We start from the raw sequence: 24,042 nt of genomic DNA, 5'->3' as shown, positions 1-24,042 counted from the left end.
TCCGTGATAAAATAAATCTAACAAAAAAATTAGAGGACTGGTGAACAGAATGAATACAAAAGATATCAAATATTTTAGAGCACTGGTTAGATATCAAAATTATACTCGTGTATCCGAAAAATTTGGTATCTCTCAGCCATCTGTCACACAGGCTATAAAACGATTAGAAAAAGAATTTGATGTGCAACTTGTTCAACAAGATAGAACGCATCAAAAAACGGTTATTACACGAGCTGGATTATTATTAGATAAAAATTTTGCGCAAATTGAACACTCAATACAATTAGCCCATAAAGAAATTGAAAGTACGAAAACTGAGATTATTAGATTTGGTTTGCCACCAATTATTGGTACTTTGTATTTTCCACAGGTGGCCGGTGAATTATTGAGCTCTGGATTATTGCAAAAAACTAATATTTTGGAATCTGGTTCTGATGAATTATTGAGAGACTTAAAAAAGGGTGATATTGATATCGCCCTTTTAGGGTCTGTTCGACCAATTCACTTTAATGAAATTAGAGCCGTTAATTTAGGAAGCCGACCTTTTACAATTATTGCGAGTCCTAAACATCATTTAGCACAAAAAGACAAAATTAGTTTCAAGGAATTAGGATCTGAAAAATTTATCAGTTTAACCGGTAGGTACGTTCATCCAATGGCTTTTAAGACATATTGTGAATATGCAGATATAAGCCCTGAAATTGTTTACAGTACTTCAGATATTTCGTGGGCTAAAAGTTTGGTAAAAGAGAATTTAGGAATTAGTTTAATTGTTAAGGATGTAATTCAAGAAAATGACGGAGTTAAGTGCATCAAAATTGTTGATTCTGTACCTGTCCGTTTTAATGTTTCGGTAGCAATCAGAAGTGGTTATAAGGTTAGTGAGTCAGAGCGTGAATTTATAGAAGTTGTGAAAAAGATGATTGTCAAAAATTAACAAGGTAATTTGATTGGAAAAGTAGGTGATTTTTTGCAAAGAGCCCATTATCCTTTAGTCCCGGATTTAATCAAATATTATGGATTTGTTTCTGTACTATTTTTTAGTGGAATTGCTTTGACACTAGCTTTTATGTCTAAATATCCATCTTTATTAACAATGGCATTTTTGTCATTTACATTAGGTCTACAGCATGCCTTTGATATTGATCATGTGACAGTGATTGATAATATTACTAGAAAAATGGTTAATGATAATCAGAATACTCATGGTATAGGATTTAGTTTCTCATTTGGTCATTCATTAGTCGTAATACTGATGTCAATCTTGACTATTTTATTTGTTGAATGGTCCAAAGAAATTATGCCTTCTCTTGAAAATGTTGGTAGTATAATCGGCTCCAGTTTTGCTGGATTAACTTTAATTTTGCTAGCACTAATTAACTTACACATTTTGATTGGTATCTGGAGGAATTTTAAAAGTGTGAATAAAAATCTGAAAGAAGTGCAATTTGATAAATCGTGGGTTTATAAACGTTTTGATAAATTGTTACATTTAATCAATCATAATTGGCAAGTAGTTTTAATTGGTTTTGTTTTTGGTCTTGGATTGGATACAGCGACACAGATATCTGTTTTGGCAACATCAGCAGTTTCAACAAGTCAAGGAGTGCCATGGTACGCAGTTTTATCGTTCCCATTACTATTTACTTCGGGCATGTGTTTAATGGATACAAGTGATGGTATTTTTATGAGTACTGCTTACTCATGGGTATTTTCATCTCCCATTAGAAAAGTTTATTATAATTTAATTTTGACTGGATTATCAGTACTTGCTGCCATTTTTTCAGGGATTGTTAACCTGTCGATTGCGACTAAATTAATCTTTCATTCTACCAATAATTGGTTTATATGGATTGAGAATTTAAACTTTTTCTATCTGGGGATTACACTTGTTGCTGTTTTTATTGTAATTTGGATATTAGCTATCGCAGGTTGGTATTATTTTGGATTAGACAAGAAAGAAGAAATCGTTAATTTAAAATAGGAAGGTGTTAATTGTGGAAGTCAAAGTGCCTTATGGGAAAAGTGATTCATTTGATATTGAAGTTCCAGATAATCAATTATTAGGGGTTTTCAATCCGAATAAAGTTAAAAAAATTGATGTTGATAAAACGATTGATAATGCATTGGACACACCTTTTGATTCGGAATCATTTTATAAATTTTTAGATACCGATGAAAAAATTGTTTTTATTGTTAATGATGGAACAAGACCTACACCTACAGCGAAAGTTTTGAGCCATATCTATGACAGAATCAAAGATAAAAATATTACATTTATTATTGCAACTGGGGTTCATCGAGAACCTACTGAAGATGAATATGAAATGATTTTTGGTAAAGATATTTATTTAGATTTAAAATCTAAAAATCGTATTCATAGTCATGATAGTAAAAATGATGAAATGGAATATTTAGGAAAGTCTTCTAATGGAACTGAAATGTATATTAATAAAATTGTAACAGATGCAAAAAGGGTAGTACCAATTAGTTCAATTGAACCACACTATTTTGCGGGTTTCACAGGGGGGAGAAAATCATTTTTACCTGGTGTAGCATCATACGATACTATTTCTCAAAATCATTATTTGGCGCTGCAAGATTCTGCTAGGGCAATGAAACTTGATGGCAATCCAGTGCATGAAGATATGATGGATGCAATGCAGGTATTGAAAAATATTAATGTATTTGCAATAGAAATGGTACTTGACAGCAACCACGACATCTATGCTGTGACAACTGGTGATCTTTCAAAATCTTTTTATGCGGGTATCGACAAGGCAAAAGAAGTGTTTGCGGTTCAAATTCCCAAAAAAGCAGATATTGTTATTACTGTTGCTCCATATCCAATGGATGTAGATTTATATCAATCACAAAAAGCGTTGGATAATGGAAAGTTAGCGTTAGCGGATAAAGGAATTGAAATTCTTGTTGCAACATGTAGAACTGGAATTGGCCCACAACCATTTTACGATTTATTGAGCTCGGAAAAGGAGCCGGAAGCAGTTTTAGATAAAATTCACCATAGTTGGAAATTAGGTTATCACAAAGCAGCTAAAATGGCGCAAATTGGAACATGGGCATCTACATGGGCGGTTACGGAATTGACAGATGAAGAAATGGAAAATGTTCATTTTAAACCATATCATGATTTATCTATAGCATTAAAAGATGCAATTAATAAAAAAGGAACCGATGCCTCAGTTATCATTCTGCCTGCTGGATCTATGACCGTGCCTGAGGTTAGCTAATCAGTGAATAGAGGAGAGCAAACATGTCAAACGATGAACTGAATAAGCTTCTTGAAGCAGTTGCGAACCATGAAATTAGTGTTAATGATGCTAACGGAAAATTAGCTGGTCATGAGACATCAAGTTTGGGTTTTGCAAATGTTGACCTTGATAGAACTCGTAGAACTGGTTACCCAGAGACGATATATTGTTCTGGAAAAACTAAAGAGCAAATTTTGAAAATTGCACAAAGTATTTTCAGTAAGGAAAGTAGAGTACTTTGTACACGAATTGATCATGATAAAGCAGGTTACATTCAAGAATTTTTTCAAGAATCAACGTTTTATGACAATGCTAATTGCCTTGTTATTGGCAGCAAACCGGCCATCGATACTAAATCGTATATTGCAATTGTTACCGCGGGAACTTCAGATATTCCTGTTGCAGAAGAGGCAGCAATTACGGCAGAAACATTTGGTAATGATGTGAAACGAGTTTATGATGTTGGTGTTGCTGGTATTCATCGATTATTTGCTAAATTAGATATAATCCAAGGAGCTAAAGTAGTAGTTGTTATTGCTGGCATGGAAGGAGCATTAACAAGTGTTGTTGGTGGTTTGGTAAATAAACCCGTAATTGCTGTTCCTACAAGCATAGGTTATGGAAGCAATTTTAATGGATTAAGTGCACTGCTTACTATGTTAAATAGTTGTTCAGAAGGCATTACAGTTGTAAATATTGACAATGGGTTCGGAGCTGGATACAGTGCTAGTGTAATTAACCATCTTTGATTTTGAAGGAGTAACAAAAATGAAAACACTTTATTTGGACGCTTTTTCTGGAATTAGTGGAGACATGTTTATTGGAGCCTTGTTAGACTTGGGCGTTGATTTTGAAACGTTTAAAAACGAATTATCTAAATTGAAAGTGAAGGGATTTGCCTTAAGTGCTGAAGTGATTAGCAAATGCAACATATACGGTACAAATTTTGATGTTACTTTAGACAATGGAGAACAAAAAGATAAGGGATATATAGAAGAACGTCATAATCATCATCATGGACGACATTTAAATGAAATTTTAGATTTAATTCAAAATAGTGATTTAAACGATTCGATAAAAAATCACGCAATAGCGATATTTATGGATATTGGTAAAGCTGAGGCAAAAGTTCACAATGTACCAATAGATAAAGTACACTTTCATGAAGTTGGAGCGTTAGATTCAATCGTTGATATTGTAGGAGCATGCATCGCTATTGAACTTTTAGATGTAGATAAAATAATCTGTTCCCCAATTAGTGATGGTAAGGGATTTATTAATGTTGCACATGGTCGAATGCCAGTACCAGTTCCGGCTGTAGCACAAATGTTAATTGATCAAAACATTCCAATTGAACAGCAAAACGACATTCACACAGAACTATTAACACCAACAGGGTTAGGGATTGTGAAAGAATTTGTGAATGAATTTGATTCTTTCAATAAAAATTACGATATTCAAAAAATTGGGTATGGTTTTGGTAAACGAGATACAGGTAGTTTTAATGCATTACGAGTATATGTGTTAACAAATTCTTTAAGTTCCAAAACGGTAGTTAGTAGCGCAGACGAGGTAGTATCAATCGAAGCAAATATAGATGATACGACTGGTGAAATCCTTGGTAACACAATGACAGAACTAATGGATGCTGGTGCACTTGACGTTTATTTTACTTCCATACAAATGAAGAAGAATCGGCCAGGAATTAAATTATCAGTTTTAATAGAACCAACTGATTTTGACAAATTTGTTTATTTAATTTTTAAGAACAGTTCAACAATTGGTGTACGCTATCAAACATTGAATAGAATGAAAATGAATCGTGAATTTGAAAAAGTCGAAGTAAGAGGGAATTTCATTCGAGTTAAAGTACTGACATACAAAGATATTCGAAAAAAAACCGTGGAATTTGATGATTGTCTTAAAGTTGCAAAGCAAACTGGAAGGACGTTTGAAGAAATTTATCTCGAAGCGCAAACAAAGATAAAAGATATGTAAGGAGAGTTTATTATGGATATATTGATGAATAAAGAGCAGCTTTTAAATAGTTTTTTTAGTGAATATGATAATGCTCTTGTTGCTTTTTCTGGTGGAATTGACAGTACGGTTGTCCTAAAAGCAGCAATAAATAATCTTGGTAAAGAAAACGTGACAGCGGTTATAGTTAATTCAGAGCTTTTCACTGACGAAGAGTTTGACAAGGCGGTAGATCTAGCAAATTCAATGCATGCAAATGTTGTGACAACAAATATCAATTATTTAAGTAACGAACACATAAGAATGAATAGAAGCGATAGCTGGTATTATGCTAAAAAAATGTTTTATATTGAAGCAAACCGTATTAAAGCAAAACTAAATTTAAATGTTGTATTGGACGGGATGATAATGGATGACTTAGATGATTATCGTCCAGGAATGGTTGCAAAAAATGAAGAAGGCTGTTTAAGCCCACTGCAAGCAGCAGAAATGTATAAAGATGATGTTCGTGATTATGCTAAATCGAATAATTTACTAAACTGGAATAAAGTACCATCTTGCAGCATTTCATCTCGTTTTCCATATAATTCAGAGATAACTCAAGATGCTATCGAAAAAGTGATGAATTCTGAGCGATTACTTAGAAATATGGGTTTTGCAACTGTACGTGTAAGAATACATGGCGATATAGCGAGAATTGAAGTCAATTCAGATCAAATGGCTGAATTAATTAGTAATGCAAAAGATGTAAATAAAAAATTAAAACAATTCGGATTTAAATATGTCACGGTCGATTTGGGTGGCTTTGTAAGTGGCCATATGAATGAAGAACTGTCAGAAAAACAATTAAATAAATTTAAGGCCTAATTTAGATAAGTGTAGGCATAATCTGATGTAGATCTGGTTGAGGAAACCAGATCTACATTTATAAAAAAGATAGGAAATATGAAATGAAAAAATATATTGCAATTGTCGGTTCTAATTCAAAAAAATCTACCAATCGCCAACTTTTAGAATATATGCAACATCGATATGTTAATGACGTTGAAATTGAAATCGTCGAAGTTGCGGGCTTACCAATTTTTAAAAAAACTCGCGATATGGCAATTCCAGAGCAGTCTAAAGCGATGGCAACTAAAATTGATGGAGCGGATGGGGTGATTATTGCTACCCCAGAGTATGATCACTCAATTCCAGCGATTTTATCGAGTGCGTTAGCCTGGTTGTCATATGGAATTCACCCATTACTAGATAAACCAGTGTTAATCACAGGCGCATCATTTGGTAGCTTGGGAGCTTCACGGGCTCAAGCACAATTACGTCAGATTTTGGATTCACCAGAAATCAAAGCACGTGTAATGCCTAGTTCCGAGTTTTTGTTATCACATTCATTACAGGCATTTAATACCGATGGTTTGTTAATTGATGCTGAACAAACTAAATGGCTAGATTCATTGGTCAAAGATTTTGCTGAATTTATTGATATTTCGGCGCAACTTAATCATACCCATCAGGAAGATGACACGAGAATGGCGGATTTTTCTTGGGACGAAGGCACGACAGACAAGGAGGTAAGCAAATGAGATTAGTAGCGATTGCTGGATCAATTGGCGAAGAATCATATAATCGAATGTTATTAAAATTCATGGCAAGAAAATATCAAGATTTGGTTGAAATTGAACTGGTTGATATTAGTGAAGTACCAGTCTTTACACAAGATGACGATTTAAGTGATTCAGTTGCGATTCAAAATGTTTATCAAAAAGTCTTTAGTGCCGATGGGGTGATTTTGGCCACACCCGAACACAATCATACTGTCCCGGCAGCAATGAAGAATGTGATTGAATGGCTATCATATAAATTGCATCCATTTGATGGAAAGCCAGTTTGGATTGTTGGGGCATCATATTTTAATCAGGGTTCATCACGAGCTCAATTACACTTGAAGCAAATTTTGGAATCACCCGGTGTGAATGCCTTTGTGATGCCTAGTAATGAATTTTTGCTGTCGAATGCCAAAACAGCGTTTGATGATCAAGGTAATTTAAAGGATGCAGGCACAGTCAAATTCTTGGATTCGATTATTGAGAAGTTTCTTCATTACGTAAAGGTGATTGATTTACTCGACACTCCTGATCCAAAGACGAGTGAAGATGAAGACTTGGAAGCCAAAAATCCAGTTAACACTACCATTGAAGACGTTGATATGAATGATGATCAGTGGGTTGAAAAGGCCGCTGAAAAAGTTCACGCCGTGGATGGCAGCACTTATGTCAAGTTGGACCGAGGAATTTTAACGGTTAACCAATTGAATTATTTCTTGAATTCAATGCCAATGGAATTGACGTATGCCGATGATAATAATCAATTTATTTATTATAATCACAATGCGCCTGCAAGTAAGATGTTGGCTCCACGTCAACCAGGACAAGCGGGGGATCCGTTATCGAGTGTTCATCCAAGTCGTGCGGTTAAGCACGTTAAACAGGTAATTCATGCCTTACGCAATGGTGCTGATTTAGTTGGAATGCCAGTTCCTGGCAATGGGACCGATAAGCATGTGATGCATTATTATAAGTCGATGCAAGACGAAAATGGTCGCTATCGCGGTGTGAATGAATGGGTATTGGATATCATGCCAATCATTAAATATTATTTGTCAGTTACCGGTCAAAAATTAGTGACAGACGAACAAGCAATCAAGGCAGCACCAATTTTTGGCTTAGATGCTACATCGGGGGCATCAGCAAAACCTGCAACTCCACAACCAGTCGAACCGCAAACTGATTCGTCGACCGGAGCTTCTGAGCATGTCGATGTTACTGATAGTTCAGAAATAGTTCCAGTGGCAACTGAAGATGGCATTGATATCGGTGAATTACTTAATTCCGGTAACAACGTGGCAACTGAAGGCGTGCAACCCGTTGGCGTTAAATCGACCACAATTAATGAGCCAGTTCCACCAGTGCAAGAAACAAACACAACGCCTGAAGTCGATGTCGTGAGTGGCGCTTCCGAAGGTTAAACGTAGTGATTTGCCTTATGAAACCGATTTGGGCAAAGATAATTTGTAGCAAAAGAGGAGCCGCAAACAAAACGCAAGTTTTGCTGCGACTCCTTTAAATATGAAAAATAATTATAGAAAATCTTTATACTTGTCTAGCACGCAATCAACCAGCTTGGCTGAAGAACCAGTATATTTCTCTGGATCCAAGATTTCGCGTAATTTGGCTTCACTTACATCAACAGTCACTCGTTGATCTTCTAACAAACAATCTAGTAAAGGTCGGTCTTCATCAAACGCCTTCATACAGTTTTCGTAAATTACTTCATGAGCAACTTGACGGCCAATGTAGTGACCAAGCTCCAACATGACACGTTCTGAAACAATCATGCCTTTTTTAATTGAAAGGTTGCGTTCAATGTTGTCTTCATGGACAATTGGATGTAAGCTGATTCCTGAGACAACTTTTAAGAGAGGGTATAATGAATAAATCATCTCTCAAAAGGAAGGAATTTTTACATGCCAACTCGTTACGACAAAGAATTCAAACAAAACATTATCAACCTATATAAGCAAGGCGAATCAGCTGCCCAACTGGCCAGAGAATATGGCATTGGCTATTCAACAGTTCATAAGTGGATCCAGGGCCAGGCCAAAACTCAATCCGGTAAATCGCCAGACGAAATCAAAGCGATGGAAAAGCGACTGGCTTCGCTGTCTGAGGAGAACGAAATCCTAAAAAAAGCCCTGGGCTTCCTTACGCAGAAGTAACCAATATCTTTGATTACATTCACCAAGAAAGCCATCACCACCAGGTAACCAAGATGTGCCGAATCCTCGGTGTTTCCAGAGCTCAGTATTATCGTTATCGATCCCCAAACCTTCAAAACGCCGGGCCGAAGATGCGGGCTTGAAACAACGGATTCTGCGGATCTTTGCGGAATTTAAGCAGCGATACGGTGTTATGAAGATCCACCATGAATTGAATCTGGAACTTCAACCACTGCAGCTTCGGTGCAGTCCACGACGGATTTCCCGGTTCATGAAGGAACTGGATATCCACTCCGTTACCGTCAATAAGTGGAAAGCGGCTTCGGCTTCCAAAACCAAGGTTGAACAGCGTCCCAACTTGCTTAAGCAGGATTTCTCGACCACTGGTTTAAATCAAAAATGGACCGCTGATATGACCTATATTCAAACGAAGCGTAATGGCTGGTGTTACTTATCAACCATCATGGACCTGCACTCACGACGGATTATCGGCTATTCGTTCTCAAAAAAGATGGATACTGATTTAGTCTTAAAGACCCTTGAAAGCGCGGTTAAAAATCGAACCATTACTGGGGACCTGATTATCCATACGGATTTAGGATCACAGTATACCAGCGATGATTACAATCAACGTTTAACTTAGCTACATATCCGCCACTCATACAGCCGTAAGGGTTGTCCGTATGATAATGCGCCGATGGAATCCTTTCACGCTTCCCTCAAAAAGGAATGTGTTTATCCAGTGTCGGTCTTTGAAGATTATGAAACTGCCGCTGCCGTCCTTTTTGAATATGTGCATGCTTTCTACAATAGGAAGAGAATTCATAGTTCACTGGGCTACCAGACCCCCTTACAAGTTGAAATTGCAACACTTACGAGCCAAATGGCCGCCTGATTTAATGCTTTCCAGGGTTCAAATAAGTTATTAATCGCGATTAATGATTTATTTGAGCTGTGGAAGGTAAACGCGGTTCTGAATGTCTCTTAAAATCTGTCTCAAATATTGACTTCAATCCAGAAGCAACCGCTATTTTCTTTTGTAACGACTTGATGTTATATGGTGCAATGCAAAAAATGAATCAGCTTAAGCTAAATTTATTCGATCGTTATTCCATCATTGGTTACGATGATACGTTCTTTAATGAAATTTTTAATCCTGAAGTATCGTCGGTTAAGCAAGACGTAAACAAATTAGGATCAGATGCCGTAATAATGATGCTAGACGCAATCAAAAATAAAGTAGTTAATCAATCTAAACTGAGGGTAGAAGTTAACGACAGAGAATCGGTTAAACAGCTTTAGATATCTGAGTAATATGTTATGCATGGGAGTACTTATTGATGACAACACTTGAGAAGAAAATTAGTGCAGTAGCAGTAATTCAAACATTAATGATGGGGATGTTAGATGCATTTACCTTTATTCACTTTGCTGGATCATTTGCGACGGCTCAAACTGGTAACATTGTTACATTTGGCGTTGATATAGCAAGAGGACAATATGGACAAGCCTTAATTCATGTGCCAGTCTTTATTGGCTTTTTATTTGGCGCGGCAGTGGCACAATTAGTTAAGAATTATTTTAGTAATTATGACAAAAGGCGTCAATTTCAAATCTATTTATTAATTAGTGCAATCTTTGTTACCATGACGTTTTTTGGTTATCCATTTGGATACATGGTCTTTCTATTCATGCTGGGGATGTTTTCAAGTTATGAACTGACGATGTTTAGCGAAATGGGCGGGCACCAAGTTAATAATGGTATCATGACTGGGAATATTAAAAATCTTGGTAATAACCTAGCCAATTATTTATTCAAAGGAAACAAAGACGCTGGTAAGAAAGCTTTTTGGTATTCAACTGGCTTACTTGCGTTTATTGTTGGCATCTTAATTGGAGGGATAGTGATGCAGCCGTTAGTGCAGTATGTATTGCTGCTGGTGGCAGTGGTGAATATTGTAATGACAATTACGTTTATTAATTGAGTTCGAGGTGGTGAAAAATATGGTTAGAAAATTGAGTGATTTTGATTTTATGTTGACGACCGTTGATACATATATAAATGTTGAAAATGAAATACAGCGAAAACAATTTGTTAATGAATATTCGCTTGATTTCATTAAAAAAATGACTTTTGAAAATTATATTTTAGGACAAGATAATCGCGATAATTTTTGCTATCAGATTGAAACAGGTTTGCGTCCTTTAGGTAGCATTCAAGGAGCTACAGCGTCAAAATTTGGCATGTATTATTAATTAAAAGAACAAAAAATAAAAATTTCAAAAAAATGGAATATTGATAATGACGAAAATAAGTCTTTTGATAAAATAAGGTCAAACATATTGAAGTTGCTATCTGATGTCAAAGTTAATGATAGGCAAGCAATCATCGATAATAATATTTCAGAAATGTTGAAATACAAGATTTTATCTATATATTTACCAACCGCGCGTTTTATAATCAAGTTAGCCAAATACTTTTAGCTAATTGATAAAATAAAAAACACCAAGACAAATCTCTGTTATCATTGATGTTCCTACACAAACAATGAAAGAGGTTATTGTCTTGATGCAAGAACAGAATACCACAGTCAGAAAAAAAGGTCAGCACCTAACTTCGTTTGAACGAGGAAGAATTGCTACGCTGCACAGCCAAGGCTATTCCAATCGTGCAATTGCCAGAGCGCTTAATGTTTGTCATCAAACAATCAATAATGAATTGTGCCGCGGCGAGATCGACCAAGTAAAAAAAGTGAATGGTCAACGCCAATATTACGCTGTATACTCACCAGAAACAGCACAAGCTAAGTACGAAGCTAATCGAGCCCACTGTCATCGACCTTTGAAACTCGTCGGTGTCGCTGATTTTATCGACTATTTTACGACTCATTTGCGTCAAGATGGTTGGTCGCCTGATGCAGCAGTAGGACGGGCCAAACTTGAAGGCTTATATCAACCTGAGGAGATGGTCTCGACCAAGACGCTATACCACTATATTGATGCCCAGTTACTTGAAGTCCACAATCTTGATCTACTCGAAAAAACGCGCCACCGTGCCAAACATCATCACTCGATCAAGCACAAGCGTCTGGCCGGACGGAGTATTGATGAACGGCCTAAAAGTATCGACCAGCGTCAAGAGTTCGGCCATTTCGAATTGGACACCGTGGTGGGCAAGCGCAACGGTCAAGAGAGTGTGATCTTAACGCTGATCGAGCGTCAATCCCGCTGCCAAATTCTACGTTTGATCGATGGTCGTGATGCCGATTCAGTCAACTATGAGCTGGCCAAGATCTGTCAAGAATACGGATCAATCATGAAGTCAGTTACTGCTGATAATGGCGCTGAGTTCTCGGAAGTTGGCGCTGTACTTACCGGTGTCGCTGACCTTTATTATGCCCATCCATATCGTTCCTCTGAGCGTGGGACTAACGAAGCGCATAATCGAATGATCCGCCGCGATGTACCCAAGGGTCTATCCATGGATATTTTGGGTCCTCATGATATCCAAGCAGTTGAGTCAAAGCTAAACAATTTACCGCGCCGGCAAACTGGCTATCAAACACCCAAAGAGCTTTTCTCCGCTGCTTCCGCCGGTTAAGTTAAGTCCATAAAATATGAATATTAATGAAAATACTGATTTAATAGGATTTATCGTGTGGCTAATTTGTTCTTGCAATTTGGGTATATTTACCAACTCAATACTTGAGTATATTTTCAAAAAAATATCTTAATTTTTTTATTGCCCAATTTTATGAAGATCCAGAAAAAGGGAAAGAGTACTCAGAAATATACGATAAACAGATGGAGCTGATGAGAATAAAGAATGAACATCCCGTAGCAAAAAAATGGGATGGGATAGAATTTATGCGTTACTTGTATCATATTTTTCCCGAGGCAGTTAACTTACAAAAAGACGAGACAATCAATATACAAAGAGTAGTTGGGACAAAGGGTGAAAATTTTAATAATGTACAAATGCCGGCGGTAATATGGAACAAGAAAATAGTTAAAACTAGAAAGATAAAACAAGATAGTCTGATTAAAAGTACTATTGACAGTCTTACTTTGAATAAGAAAAAAAGTAAAAAAATGGATTTTGATAAACGCCAACACGAATTGTCTACAATTGGATATAAAGGTGAAAGTTTAGTTATCGATTATGAAAGAAAAAGATCAAAAGATTATCCAGATTTGGTGAGAAAAATTAAACAAGTCTCTAAAGAAGATGATAGTTTGGGATTCGACATTAAATCTTTCAAATTGGACGGTTCACCTCGTTTTATTGAAGTTAAAACTTCAAAAGAGAACGAGAATAATCGGCTAAATTTCTTTGTAAGCTTGAATGAATTGATTGTTTCACAAAATCAAAGCAATTACTGGTTATATCGTGTTTTATATCCATTTTGAACCCCTAAGATAATCAAGCTTAAAAATCCATTTGGTAAAGATTCAATGGACAAAATTTCTTTAACTCCAGTTAATTTTTCAGTACAAATGGACGTTGATTGATTGATGTTTAAAAATGCAAACCCAATTCACCACACACCAAAAAGGCCCCGCCACTCGGCGAGGCCTTTCCTATCCCATAAATTTATTAACTCGATAATCCTAATTTATTAATCCAATCCTGGATTTGATTCTTAATGTTATCTACTGTGGTTGAACTACTATCTGTTGTCGTAGTTGTATCCGTGTTACTTGAAACATCACTGGAACTGTCAGCGCTGCTGGAATCGCTAGAGTCAGACGAATCACTATTGGTGAATGTATCTTTGATACCATTAATAGCGTTGCTGATTTTACCAGAAGTGGAACTAGATGCACTCGTGGTATCGGTATCTGAACTGCTTGCAGAACTACTTTCGCTTTGTGAAGCAATTTTAGATTTAATTTGCTTGTACTCGGATGAGTTGACTCGCACAAAGGTTACCGTCGAACTTCTGCCGAGACCGCTGATGGATCCACTAGAAGCGGTGAACGTCACTTGGTCGTTGTCGGCACTGAGCGTGTAGTTAGTCGTGTCAGAATCAAAAGTGGCTTGTTCATCTGAACCTTTATCATCAAAGGTACCAGTGGTGGCGCTGCTGGAATCATTGTTCGGGGTATAGGTGTACTTACCGCTCTTGATAGTCAGCGTGCTGAGTTGGTCGATATCGGTCGCACTTGAGTAAGTGGAGCCGCTGGCGTTATCAATCTCGACCCATGATCCAGATAGGGATGAACGAGAACCAATCCATACGAAAAAGATGATGACTAGCACGATAATTCCAATTAGAGAGAGCCAGAACTTACGGTGCCGGCGACGCTTGTGTTTCTTTTTCTTTTTAGGTTCGTCGTAGCTGGAAACTTCTTGCTCATCTTTTAATTGATTTTGTTTTTGCTTCCGTAACTCTTCGCGACTCATTGGTTCGCTATTATTGTTTGCCATATTTACAACTCCATTGAATTCATTTTACATCTCATATTCTGCATCATAGTTGGTGCGGAGGTGTGAACCTCTCACGAAATATTGGTGAAGATTTAATTAAGAGCATGAACACGTTATCCATATTTTACCACGTTTACCAATCATACTTACTGAAGGTTAAGGATTCTTAATAGTGTTGATGAGAAACGAGTGTACTTTTGACTGAAAGCTGGTGATTGATAGCGTTAATTTGTGTAGTGAATTGATGTGGATTGAGTGATTCTAATTTGATCAACCAGCAGATTCAATCTCCACCTTCGGGTATTTCCTCCGACAGCCTTGCGGTCGTATTTCTTGCTGACAAAGGTAGCCGTTTTGTATAATCAAGGTGATTAACGGGGGAGATGTAAATATGAAAAATGAGGATGCGCCATCGATTGGCGCGATGTTTAAGTTTGTCTTTGGAACAGTTTTAAAACGGCGTTGGTTATTAGTCTTAAATGTGTTGGCTTTAACGATTATTACCATGCTGCAGTTTGTCTTGCCACAAGTTGAAAAGTACATTATTGATAAAGTGATTCCAGAAAAGAACTTTTCACTGTTAGTGTGGACGATAATTATTTTGCTGGTCACCGCTGCGTTGTTAGCCATTTTTAATTTTTTGTCGACTTATTATATGACCGTGATGAGTCAAAATTCGATTACCGAATTACGTAATCAATTGTTTGGTCAAATTATCCGGCAAGACACGGCCTTCTTCGAGTCGAGTAAAACCGGTGATTTAATGACGCGTTTGACTAGTGATATTAACAACTTACAAAGCCTAATCTCAGCTAACATGTTGAGTGTGGTGGGTAATATGTTCACCTTTGTTGGAGTGTTAGGTTTAATCTACTATATTAATTGGCAAATGGCATTAGCAGTCAGTGTCACTTTTCCTTTGATGTTCCTAGTTTATCGAATTTTCAGAACACGGATTCGCGACGCGTTTCAGCGGGCTCGAACCACGCAAGGATTAATGTCGAACCAAATGCAACAAACCTTAACGCAAATAGACTTGATTAAAAGTTATACAAGTGAAAATCAAGAATCAACGCGTTTCGGTAAAGTTGCGGATGCTAACCGTAAAAATATGATTAGTGCTGGTTTTAACCAGGCAGTTTTTAATCCTTCAATTGACACCATTAATTATGTCGGAATTGCGATCATTCTCTTTATGGGTGCCATCTTTATTATGCGTGGTGATTTAACGGTTGGAGCTCTAGTTGCTTACATTAGTTATGTCGCGATGGTCCAAGCGCCAATTCAATCGTTATCTCGTTTGTTGAATCAGGTGCAGCAAGCTAACGTTTCATTTGGCCGAATTCAACAAATTACCAAGGCGGAACCAGTCGTGATTGACGCTAAAGACGCGGTTGAGTTTCCAGGCCTTCATCAAACAGTTAATTTACAAGACGTTACTTTTAGTTATCATGATTCTCAAATTTTACATGGTGTTACTTTTGATATTCCCGCGGGTAAAACAACGGCTCTGGTCGGTCGTTCAGGTTCTGGGAAAACCACGATTACCCGCATGCTAACTCGTTTGTATGATATTGATTCTGGTGAAATTGACTATGATGGCATCTCAATTAGTAATATTGCCTTGCATTCGTTACGGGCTAACGTTGCGATTGTTTCACAAGAAGTTTATATGATTGATGGCACCATCCGTGATAACGTCCGTTATGGTCGTTTGAACGCTAGTGATGATGATATTTGGGAAGTGCTGAAACTGGCTGATTTAGATAGCTTTGTCCACTCAATTCCAGATGGATTGGATACTGAAGTTGGGGAGCGGGGGATGCGCCTATCAGGTGGTCAAAAACAACGAGTCGCGATTGCCCGAGCCTTATTAAAAGATGCACCATTAATTATTTTAGATGAAGCCACTGCCAGTCTCGATAATGAATCTGAAAAAGCCATCCAACATGCATTGGATAATCTGTTAACTAATCGAACTTCATTAGTGATTGCCCATCGTCTATCAACAGTCCAAAATGCTGATCAAATTGTGGTTTTACAAGACGGTAAGGTTGTTGAAAGAGGAACACATCAAAGTTTGTTAGATGCTAAAGGTGCGTATGCGCAGTTGTATAATGCACAATTTGAATAATAAAATATTAATCTAAATTGAAATCAATTGTGAGAAAACTGCAATTGATTTTTTCTTGTCTAATAAGTGATACTTTCAAGTTTTGATTGACCCCAACTATGACTGAAAAGTGATAATATTATAATTATAGATAAGAACAATACGGGGTGAAATAAATGGCACTAATACAAGCAAGTTTTGATGATTTTTCAAATTGGTATGAAAAAAATAAGGATCAATTGATTAAGGGTGCAATTATTGGAAAGAACACTAATGACAATGTGAAAAGCGAATTTATTTTGGAATACCCAATGAGTAGGTTATCTAATTTGTCACTAGATGAATATGTTACTGGTAAAGGCCCAAGTAGCCAGTCTTTTTGTTATCAACTTGAATTTGGAAAATACAAGCATCTTTATTTGGGAATGCAAGGTGGTTCTGCAGGAAAGTTTAATATCTACTGGAACCAAGAACACAGTGTGTATCGCGATGGCAATAACATTGAAATTCCATCGAAGGAGTTAAACAACAAGTTCACGGCTTTGAAAGAAGAACTAGTTTCAATATTACAAAAAGGTGAGCAACTGGAATTTAATGATCAAATATTTGATGAAAAATTAAGTGATAATACATTTTTTAGAAAACCAGCTATGATTACGAAGTTATTATGTGCATACTCCGAAAAAGAAGTATTCACAGGCATTAATATGAAAAAAGATCAAAAACAAGTTTGGGGTAAAATGCTGCCACTAGAAGAACATGGGTGGGTGTATAAACAAAATTACGAGATAACAAAGACAATTTCAGAAAAATATTCAGAATTAAATGGTGGATTACTAAGCGCAATTTTATGGGATTATCACAATCGAATCATGGACAGTGAGGAGAATAATGTTCAAGAGACTGGAGTCAAAATTGGTTCATCAAATGATGTTGAAAGTGAAGGATTACCGAGTTTTAATAATGAACAATCACAAATGTTATTAAATTCTAAGAACGTGATATTCCGCGGAGCACCTGGGACGGGGAAATCATATCTTGCAAAACAAATAGCCGCTGATATTGTGAGTAATGGGGAAATAGAAAAATATTCAGAACTAAATGCTGAACAAAAATCACAAATTGAGTTTGTCCAATTCCACCCAAGTTATGATTACACTGATTTTGTTGAAGGCCTTAGACCAAAAGTAAATATTGATGGCACTATGGGTTTTCAATTGGAACCAGGAGTATTTACAAAATTTATTAATAAAGCTCGTAAAAATTATGAGAACGCCCATAAAAATAAATCTGAGTTGATAAATGAAAATAAGGCCAATCAAGCACTGCAAAAGTTTTTATCTGAAGTGGACTTAGATCAAAATGAGTTTAAAACAATTCGTGGAAAGAAGTTCAATATAGCAGATATTAATGAGAATAAAATCATCATTAACATCCCTGATAACGAGATTGTAAAAGTACTTGATTTAACCATACCAACTATTCAACAGATGCTGATTTCAAATCAAAAATTTGATAAGGTTACGGATTTAGGACATTTTTTGGGTAAGGATTATACTACGCAGAATAACTCGTATGAATTAGCGTTATTCAAAAAAATTACTAAGTTAAAAGATAAGCTACCAACTATTACCGATGGGTTCGAGACAGAAAGACCTTATATCTTTATTATCGATGAAATTAACCGTGGTGAAATTTCTAAGATTTTTGGTGAGCTATTTTTCTCGATAGATCCTGGATATCGTGGAGAAGAAGGAGCGGTTTTAACTCAGTACGCAAATCTTCATGAAGATGAAACAGAGAAATTCTATATTCCACAAAATGTGTACATTATTGGTACGATGAATGATATTGACCGTTCGGTAGATAGTTTTGATTTTGCGATGAGAAGAAGATTTAGATTTGTTAATATAACGGCTAGTGATCGAATTCAAATGTTGGATGAACTTGATGGTACCATTAAGAATGAAGCCATTTTACGAATGAAGTCCCTGAACCAGGCCATTTCTGCCGTAGATGAGTTAAGTGATAATTACAATATCGGTGCATCGTACTTCTTAAAGTTGAAAGAATTGAACTTTGATCAGTTATGGGATGACTATTTATTACCGTTACTACAGGATTACGTACGCGGTTTGTATAATGAGGACGATATTCTTAATAGTTTTAGCCATGCATACCACAATGTCGAAGGTGTTACTGATGAACAAATTGAGGATTAAAGACAACCAACGGACAAATGCTGATACATTTGTACCGATTCCACTATTAACCAAGCAAATCAACAATAAAACTTTAAAACAGCTGGAAGATGAAGGTATCTTTGTGTTTCCAGAATTTGTGTCTTCTGCAGAGGATATCTCTGAAGACGAGATGGTTTTGCAGTCAATTAACAATGAAATTAGCACAAGTAACGTAATGGGATTTCTTGGATATAAAAATGAAAGATTGACTATTAGTTCAAGATTTACGAATGGCAGCGATGATTTCTTTCTCCAGTACATGTTAGAAAAAGTAATGGACTTTCCCAATATTTTAGATTTAAGTATTGATGCAAATCGTGATAGTCAATTATTTAATATGCTTTTTTTTGTTTTTCCATATTATCTTAAACGGGCACTACAAAAAGGAATATTTAAAACGTATGTAAGATATCAGCATAATGATGGTAATGTGAGGGGAGCAATAGATGTTGCCCGTCATGTTAAATATAATTCACCATTTGTTGGCAAAATTGCATATAATACTCGAGAATTGTCTTTAGATAATAATTTGATGGAGTTGATTCGACATACCGTTGAGTTTATCAAATCAAAAAGTTTTGGGACTCAGATTTTAAGCAAAGTGAAAACTGAAGTCGATATGGTGATATCTTGTACGCTTGCATATGATGTTGCATATCGTACAAAAGTAATTCAGCTTAATAAAAAGCGACCCATTAGACACGCGTATTATAAGGACTATCGGGTACTACAACGATTGTGTATAATGATTTTGCAAAATGATAAGCATCAAATTGGTGCTGGAGTAAAACAAATTCATGGCATTTTATTTGATGGTGCGTGGTTATGGGAAGAGTATATTAATACATTAATTGGAGATGGTTTTTATCATCCAAAGAATAAAGCTGGTAAGGGTGCACAAGAATTATTTACGTCAAATAATAGGAAAAAAGGTTTAATTTATCCGGACTTTCTTAGTAGAAATGCCAATGAGCGTATTATTGTTGATACAAAGTACAAACCCGTTGGTAATATTGGAAATAAAGACTATCTTCAAATGTTGGCGTATATGTTTAGATTTGATTCAAAACAAGGTATGTTTGTTTATCCAGATACTTCTGTAGTATTACCTGAGTCATTAAATGTTAACCAAGGTTCAACGTATGAAAGTAATGTTATTGGCCGTAATAAAGTGAGTGTTAATAAAGTTGGTTTTCAAGTTCCGACAAATTTTAATAATTATGATGAATTTAAAGAGGCAGTTGCGTTAAGCGAATTAAAATTAATTGAATATTGTTCAGTAAGAATAAAGTAAAACAAAAATACAGTGCTCCCAACATATTTCAAGCTGGGAACACTGTATTTTTGTAATTTAATTATTTTATTATTGATTCAACGGTCATTTTTATGGATAAGTCAAGCGCGGCTGCATATCTAGTTAACGTTGAAAATGAAGGCAAGGTATGCATCCGTTCTATCTTTGCGATTTGAGGTTGTTTCATATTAATTCGTGCGCCAAGTTCTTTTTGTGTAACTCCAGTTTTGATCTTAGTGGAAACGAGCTTTGCCAAGGTTTCAATAATCTCCTGTTGGGCCTAGAATAAAAAGTGTACAAGTTAAATAGAGACTCTGATTTAGTATAATTAAGGAAGTAAATTGGAGGATCAAATAATGACGAAGCACAGTTATGACAAGGAATTTAAGGAACAGGCCGTGCAGTATTACTTAGATAACAAGGATCACATGACCATGAATGAAATAAGTAAGAATCTAGGTATTGGGGCTAGTACATTACATAAATGGATTAAGCTGTTTACTGAGACTGGGGAGTTTGGCCGTGGCTCTGGTAATTTTGCCAGCGATAAGGACAAGGAGATTGCACGACTAAAGCGTCAACTTCGTGACGCTGAAGGAGCGATCGAAGTGTTAAAAAAATCAATCGGGATTCTGAGCAAGTAACTACCGAAAAGGTATACCAAGAAATGGACGTTCAGCACGCTTTGGAATCCCACCCTTCCATCAATGGTATGTGTGATTATGTTGGAATCTCAAGAAGTGGTTACTATCAACGAGAAAAGCGTCATAATCACCAATCACCGCGAAAGCTTCGGAAGAAGTTTATTCAAGGTGAAATTAAAGCAATTTGGCTCAAAAGCCTTTGTATTTACGGTGCCGGCAAAATCACCCAAGAACTTCGCTCAAAAGGATATAAGATCGCTGAACGAACTGTTGGTAAGTATATGCGTGAACTTGGCATTCACGCCGTTTACCTAACCCCTTGGACGACTACCACTCGCAATTCTAAGTTTGATAAACAGCTAATAAATATTTTAGACGAGCAGTTCAATCCATTGCGACCAAACGCCGTTTGGTGCATTGACACCACTTATATTCCAGTTCATGACGGATTCGTTTATTTAACCAGTATTATGGACTTGTACTCCAGACGGATCATTGGTTGGGACTTATCTGAAACCTTGGAGGTATCGAATGTCATCCCACTTATTGAAAAGACTAAGCACAGTCGCCATATTAGCAAGCCATTAATCATGCACAGTGATCGTGGTAGTCAGTTTACGTCTGAAGCTTACAATCAAGCTACGGCTAACATGACATTAAGCTATTCAAAGAAAGCTTATCCTTGGGATAATGCCTGCATTGAGTCGTTTCATGCCTTGATTAAGCGTGAATGGATAAATCGGTTTAAAATCCATTCATACTCCGAAGCTAAACGACTAGTTTTTCAGTACATTGAAACGTTTTACAACACAGTTAGAATTCACAGTCACTGTGGATTCAAATCACCAAAGCAACTTGAAGATGAGTATCAAACTCAAATTCAAAATTTAGTCGTGGCATAGGACAAAAAAGTCTCTATTTAAATTGTCTATTTTATTGACAGGGGACCATGTTCATCTTTGAAAGTATTAGTTGAACCTTGCTGGATTTATTGCCATGTTTTCATAAAAATCATTCCTTTCGACTAATAAAATGAACATTATTAGAAATATGGTTCACTAAAACATAACTTGAAAGTTATATTTAGTCAATGATTTGATTCTTGAAAAATGGAAATAATATCGAATTAAAGAAACGGTCATATTGTGACCAATAACTATGTTAAATTTTGACTAGTAATAAATAAACTGATTGGTGGGATTATCTATGGAAGAGACTAAACAGAAAAAAGATAACACTAAAAAATTGGAGCAAAAATTTGAGTGGTTAACATTTTATACAATGTCACAAAAAAAGTGGAATAAATTTTTAGAATCAAATGAAAGTGTATATAAGTTCATTGTGGCGAGTAATGAAATGAACAAAATAATTACATTTGAAAAAAATGATTTAAAAAACCTAATCGAATTAAAGGACGAATTGAATCCCAATTCAAAACCACTTGTAAACTATAGATTTGAATTTAACATTGCAAAAAATAACAGTTCTATGTTTGATGCACGAACGTTCAAAGGTAAGAAGAGCGATAGCGATGGCCAAGAAATAAATATTACAAATAGGGATAAATAGTAAAATGTAGTACTTAATTAGTCTCATCTTGATGCAGTCTGTTTTATGGTTAAGCAAAATAATATTAAGATTCAAGTACATCAAAATCCGCACATATCATTAAAATGATAGGTACGGATTTTATTTGTTTGATGAAGAAGTTGAATACCATGTGGGTTGCTACGCCTTAAAGATGTTCAACGGGGAGTGTCAAGAAGTTTGTGTAAATGAAAATCCCTTCTCCTGGCAAAATAATGTATTGGAATATTGATGAAACTGTTATAATAAACTCATATAATATATTCAAAGGGTGATAAAAAAGATGAATGAGTTTGATATTTCAGTTCCAAATGAGACTGACTTTAATTTAGACATCATGGATAAATCTTTGTACAACTATGATTATGGTTCATATTCACTGTCTCCATTGCAAGAAACCGCAGGATTAGTAGTAGCCGATGAACTAAATAAAAAACTAGCTGCGCACTTTTCTGATATACGTATAATTGAACAACTTTTAGGACCAGGTAATATTGAACTGGTTGCAGATGTTTCTGATATTATTCAAAAAAAGATTAATGATGGTACTCTTGGTTTTATGGTTAATCAAAAAAATGGTGATACTTTAGCTATCCTCCGAAATTTGAAAACGGGAAGACTTTTTAAATCAGTACCGTTGAAAGCTAAAGAAGTTAAGGAACTTGGCAACTTACCTGAGCTTTCGGCAGTGCAAGGTCAACTTGCGTCAATCGCCGATGAAATTGAAGATCTAAATAAACTAGTTGGACGTGTAGAACAAGGTCAATATAACGATAGATTCGCTGGTTTCTTCAGTGCAAGGCAAAAGATTATTGAAGGATTATCTGCAGAGGATGATCAGTTACGCAGACAATTGTTAATATCTGCTATTACTGAAAATAACAGCACTATTTCAAAATTACAATTATCAATTTATTCCGACGCAAATGATTTTATTAATATGAAGACCATGTTAGGCGATTCTAAACGAATAGATAACCTCCTTCAGACGACTATTGGATATTTGAACTCAACTGTTCAATTAAACGTGGTCGCATATACTGCTATGGGAGAAAAAAAGCCATTGTTAGCAGTAGTAAAAAACTATCAGGCATTTATTGGCCAAACACTTTTACAAGAAATTGGTGATACTGGTAAAACTGTGGCCTGGAGAATTGATAATGCTCATAAAGGTAACGATGGAAAATTTTTAGAAACTTCAAATGAAATTTATAAAAAGATAAATAATTTAATTCGTTCGGTTAACAGTATTGAATTGGGAGAACAAGAAAATGAAAAAATTGAAACCGAGAATAAAGATATGTAAGGTACCTGGGTGCCATAAAGAAACTTTTACTGATAAATCTGTATTTTGTGGAGAACATGAACGTGTTTTTAATAGTTCTGTTAAAACAGCTGAGAAAGCCGCGATGCTTGTTGGAAGTTTAGTGTTAAAATCTCTCGTTGGTAAATCAAAAAAATAAGTAGCAAGCTGGGATTATTTTTAAGATAAAGTAGTCACTTGTTTTATGAAAATTAATTACTTTTGACATAATAGTATTATCAATGAAAAAATAGGCGTAGTTAGAATGAAACTACTAATATATACTATTAATTAATCTGGCGGCGGAATGTTACCAGATTTTTTAATTTATTTTGGGTTATTTAACCGTTGATAATGGTGATAATAACATAATTAATAAAGTGCAAATGGGTAGCGTCAAGAA

Annotated in this window: 27 protein-coding genes; 24 read left to right on the top strand and 3 right to left on the bottom strand. The window is 35.8% G+C overall.

Features of this window, described 5'->3' with window-relative positions; all coding sequences use genetic code 11:
* The first annotated feature begins 49 nt into the window (after positions 1-49).
* The 8 genes from F0161_RS06445 (at position 50) to F0161_RS06410 (ending at position 8,274) form a co-directional block, all read left to right on the top strand.
* Positions 50-937, top strand: coding sequence for a LysR family transcriptional regulator (locus F0161_RS06445; protein WP_150204075.1), 888 nt, complete (start codon positions 50-52; stop codon positions 935-937).
* A 9-nt stretch (positions 938-946) separates the two neighbouring features.
* Positions 947-1,984, top strand: a complete 1,038-nt coding sequence (locus F0161_RS06440; RefSeq protein ID WP_225423079.1) for a HoxN/HupN/NixA family nickel/cobalt transporter — start codon at positions 947-949, stop codon at positions 1,982-1,984.
* Between the two features lie 13 nt (positions 1,985-1,997).
* Positions 1,998-3,251: a nickel-dependent lactate racemase gene (larA, locus tag F0161_RS06435; protein WP_150204074.1), complete on the top strand. Its 1,254-nt coding sequence runs from the start codon at positions 1,998-2,000 to the stop codon at positions 3,249-3,251.
* 23 nt (positions 3,252-3,274) lie between these two features.
* Positions 3,275-4,021: a nickel pincer cofactor biosynthesis protein LarB gene (larB, locus tag F0161_RS06430; RefSeq protein WP_150204073.1), complete on the top strand. Its 747-nt coding sequence runs from the start codon at positions 3,275-3,277 to the stop codon at positions 4,019-4,021.
* A gap of 19 nt (positions 4,022-4,040) precedes the next feature.
* Positions 4,041-5,270 carry a nickel pincer cofactor biosynthesis protein LarC gene (gene larC, locus F0161_RS06425; RefSeq protein WP_150204072.1) on the top strand — a complete coding sequence of 410 codons (1,230 nt, stop codon included), beginning with the start codon at positions 4,041-4,043 and terminating at the stop codon, positions 5,268-5,270.
* 12 nt (positions 5,271-5,282) lie between these two features.
* Complete coding sequence (gene larE, locus F0161_RS06420; protein WP_150204071.1) at positions 5,283-6,116, top strand: ATP-dependent sacrificial sulfur transferase LarE; 834 nt, start codon at positions 5,283-5,285, stop codon at positions 6,114-6,116.
* A gap of 83 nt (positions 6,117-6,199) precedes the next feature.
* Complete coding sequence (locus F0161_RS06415; RefSeq protein WP_150204070.1) at positions 6,200-6,832, top strand: NADPH-dependent FMN reductase; 633 nt, start codon at positions 6,200-6,202, stop codon at positions 6,830-6,832.
* The gene (locus F0161_RS06410) at positions 6,829-8,274 is read left to right on the top strand and encodes an NADPH-dependent oxidoreductase (RefSeq protein WP_150204069.1); all 1,446 of its coding nucleotides are present in this window, start codon (positions 6,829-6,831) and stop codon (positions 8,272-8,274) included. The genes F0161_RS06415 and F0161_RS06410 overlap by 4 nt, the downstream gene beginning before the upstream one ends.
* 111 nt (positions 8,275-8,385) lie before the next feature.
* On the opposite strand, the gene F0161_RS06405 is transcribed toward F0161_RS06410, so the two are convergent.
* Positions 8,386-8,748, bottom strand: coding sequence for a lyase family protein (locus F0161_RS06405; RefSeq protein ID WP_150204068.1), 363 nt, complete (start codon positions 8,746-8,748; stop codon positions 8,386-8,388).
* 24 nt (positions 8,749-8,772) lie between these two features.
* Between F0161_RS06405 and F0161_RS11710 the strand changes: the two genes are divergently transcribed.
* From F0161_RS11710 to F0161_RS06365, 8 genes are all read left to right on the top strand, one after another.
* Positions 8,773-9,024 (top strand): IS3 family transposase, encoded by a 252-nt coding sequence (locus F0161_RS11710; RefSeq protein WP_047675014.1) that lies wholly within the window; start codon positions 8,773-8,775, stop codon positions 9,022-9,024.
* Between the two features lie 55 nt (positions 9,025-9,079).
* On the top strand, positions 9,080-9,667 hold the full coding sequence (locus tag F0161_RS06395; RefSeq protein WP_263862613.1) for an IS3 family transposase: 588 nt from the start codon (positions 9,080-9,082) through the stop codon (positions 9,665-9,667).
* Between the two features lie 6 nt (positions 9,668-9,673).
* Positions 9,674-9,919 (top strand): integrase core domain-containing protein, encoded by a 246-nt coding sequence (locus F0161_RS06390; protein ID WP_225423243.1) that lies wholly within the window; start codon positions 9,674-9,676, stop codon positions 9,917-9,919.
* Positions 9,920-9,978: 59 nt separating this feature from the next.
* Positions 9,979-10,326: a substrate-binding domain-containing protein gene (locus F0161_RS06385; protein ID WP_150204067.1), complete on the top strand. Its 348-nt coding sequence runs from the start codon at positions 9,979-9,981 to the stop codon at positions 10,324-10,326.
* 38 nt (positions 10,327-10,364) lie between these two features.
* Positions 10,365-11,009 (top strand): YoaK family protein, encoded by a 645-nt coding sequence (locus F0161_RS06380; protein WP_150204066.1) that lies wholly within the window; start codon positions 10,365-10,367, stop codon positions 11,007-11,009.
* 19 nt (positions 11,010-11,028) lie between these two features.
* Positions 11,029-11,280, top strand: a complete 252-nt coding sequence (locus tag F0161_RS06375; protein WP_150204065.1) for a hypothetical protein — start codon at positions 11,029-11,031, stop codon at positions 11,278-11,280.
* A gap of 313 nt (positions 11,281-11,593) precedes the next feature.
* Positions 11,594-12,625, top strand: coding sequence for an IS30 family transposase (locus F0161_RS06370; RefSeq protein ID WP_190318930.1), 1,032 nt, complete (start codon positions 11,594-11,596; stop codon positions 12,623-12,625).
* A 104-nt stretch (positions 12,626-12,729) separates the two neighbouring features.
* Positions 12,730-13,434, top strand: a complete 705-nt coding sequence (locus F0161_RS06365; RefSeq protein ID WP_150204064.1) for a DUF3883 domain-containing protein — start codon at positions 12,730-12,732, stop codon at positions 13,432-13,434.
* A gap of 187 nt (positions 13,435-13,621) precedes the next feature.
* On the opposite strand, the gene F0161_RS06360 is transcribed toward F0161_RS06365, so the two are convergent.
* Positions 13,622-14,455 carry a hypothetical protein gene (locus tag F0161_RS06360; protein ID WP_150204063.1) on the bottom strand — a complete coding sequence of 278 codons (834 nt, stop codon included), beginning with the start codon at positions 14,453-14,455 and terminating at the stop codon, positions 13,622-13,624.
* Between the two features lie 391 nt (positions 14,456-14,846).
* Here F0161_RS06360 and F0161_RS06355 point away from each other — a divergent pair, with 391 nt between their 5' ends.
* From F0161_RS06355 to F0161_RS06345, 3 genes are all read left to right on the top strand, one after another.
* Entirely contained in the window at positions 14,847-16,589 is a 1,743-nt protein-coding gene (locus F0161_RS06355) for an ABC transporter ATP-binding protein (RefSeq protein WP_150204062.1), read from the top strand.
* Positions 16,590-16,744: 155 nt separating this feature from the next.
* Positions 16,745-18,790, top strand: coding sequence for an McrB family protein (locus tag F0161_RS06350; RefSeq protein ID WP_150204061.1), 2,046 nt, complete (start codon positions 16,745-16,747; stop codon positions 18,788-18,790).
* Positions 18,771-20,105, top strand: coding sequence for a 5-methylcytosine restriction system specificity protein McrC (locus tag F0161_RS06345; RefSeq protein ID WP_150204060.1), 1,335 nt, complete (start codon positions 18,771-18,773; stop codon positions 20,103-20,105). Before F0161_RS06350 ends, F0161_RS06345 begins: the two co-directional genes overlap by 20 nt.
* Before the next feature lie 61 nt (positions 20,106-20,166).
* On the opposite strand, the gene F0161_RS06340 is transcribed toward F0161_RS06345, so the two are convergent.
* Entirely contained in the window at positions 20,167-20,361 is a 195-nt protein-coding gene (locus F0161_RS06340; RefSeq protein ID WP_225423078.1) for a helix-turn-helix domain-containing protein, read from the bottom strand.
* A 100-nt stretch (positions 20,362-20,461) separates the two neighbouring features.
* On the opposite strand from F0161_RS06340, the gene F0161_RS06335 reads away from it, so the two are divergent.
* The 5 genes from F0161_RS06335 (at position 20,462) to F0161_RS06315 (ending at position 23,799) form a co-directional block, all read left to right on the top strand.
* Positions 20,462-20,749 (top strand): transposase, encoded by a 288-nt coding sequence (locus tag F0161_RS06335; protein ID WP_003688751.1) that lies wholly within the window; start codon positions 20,462-20,464, stop codon positions 20,747-20,749.
* Positions 20,750-20,772: 23 nt separating this feature from the next.
* The gene (locus F0161_RS06330; protein WP_057889459.1) at positions 20,773-21,651 is read left to right on the top strand and encodes an IS3 family transposase; all 879 of its coding nucleotides are present in this window, start codon (positions 20,773-20,775) and stop codon (positions 21,649-21,651) included.
* Between the two features lie 304 nt (positions 21,652-21,955).
* Positions 21,956-22,318 (top strand): hypothetical protein, encoded by a 363-nt coding sequence (locus F0161_RS06325; RefSeq protein ID WP_150204058.1) that lies wholly within the window; start codon positions 21,956-21,958, stop codon positions 22,316-22,318.
* A 301-nt stretch (positions 22,319-22,619) separates the two neighbouring features.
* Positions 22,620-23,642 (top strand): hypothetical protein, encoded by a 1,023-nt coding sequence (locus F0161_RS06320; protein WP_150204057.1) that lies wholly within the window; start codon positions 22,620-22,622, stop codon positions 23,640-23,642.
* Entirely contained in the window at positions 23,608-23,799 is a 192-nt protein-coding gene (locus F0161_RS06315) for a hypothetical protein (protein WP_150204056.1), read from the top strand. Before F0161_RS06320 ends, F0161_RS06315 begins: the two co-directional genes overlap by 35 nt.
* The last annotated feature ends 243 nt before the right edge of the window (positions 23,800-24,042 follow it).

Origin of the sequence: Paucilactobacillus nenjiangensis (genome assembly GCF_008632615.1) — a bacterium.
In the GTDB taxonomy this organism is placed as follows: domain Bacteria; phylum Bacillota; class Bacilli; order Lactobacillales; family Lactobacillaceae; genus Paucilactobacillus; species Paucilactobacillus nenjiangensis.
The sequence above is the reverse complement of the archived record's forward strand: the minus strand, read 5'-3'. Positions and strand labels throughout refer to the sequence as shown.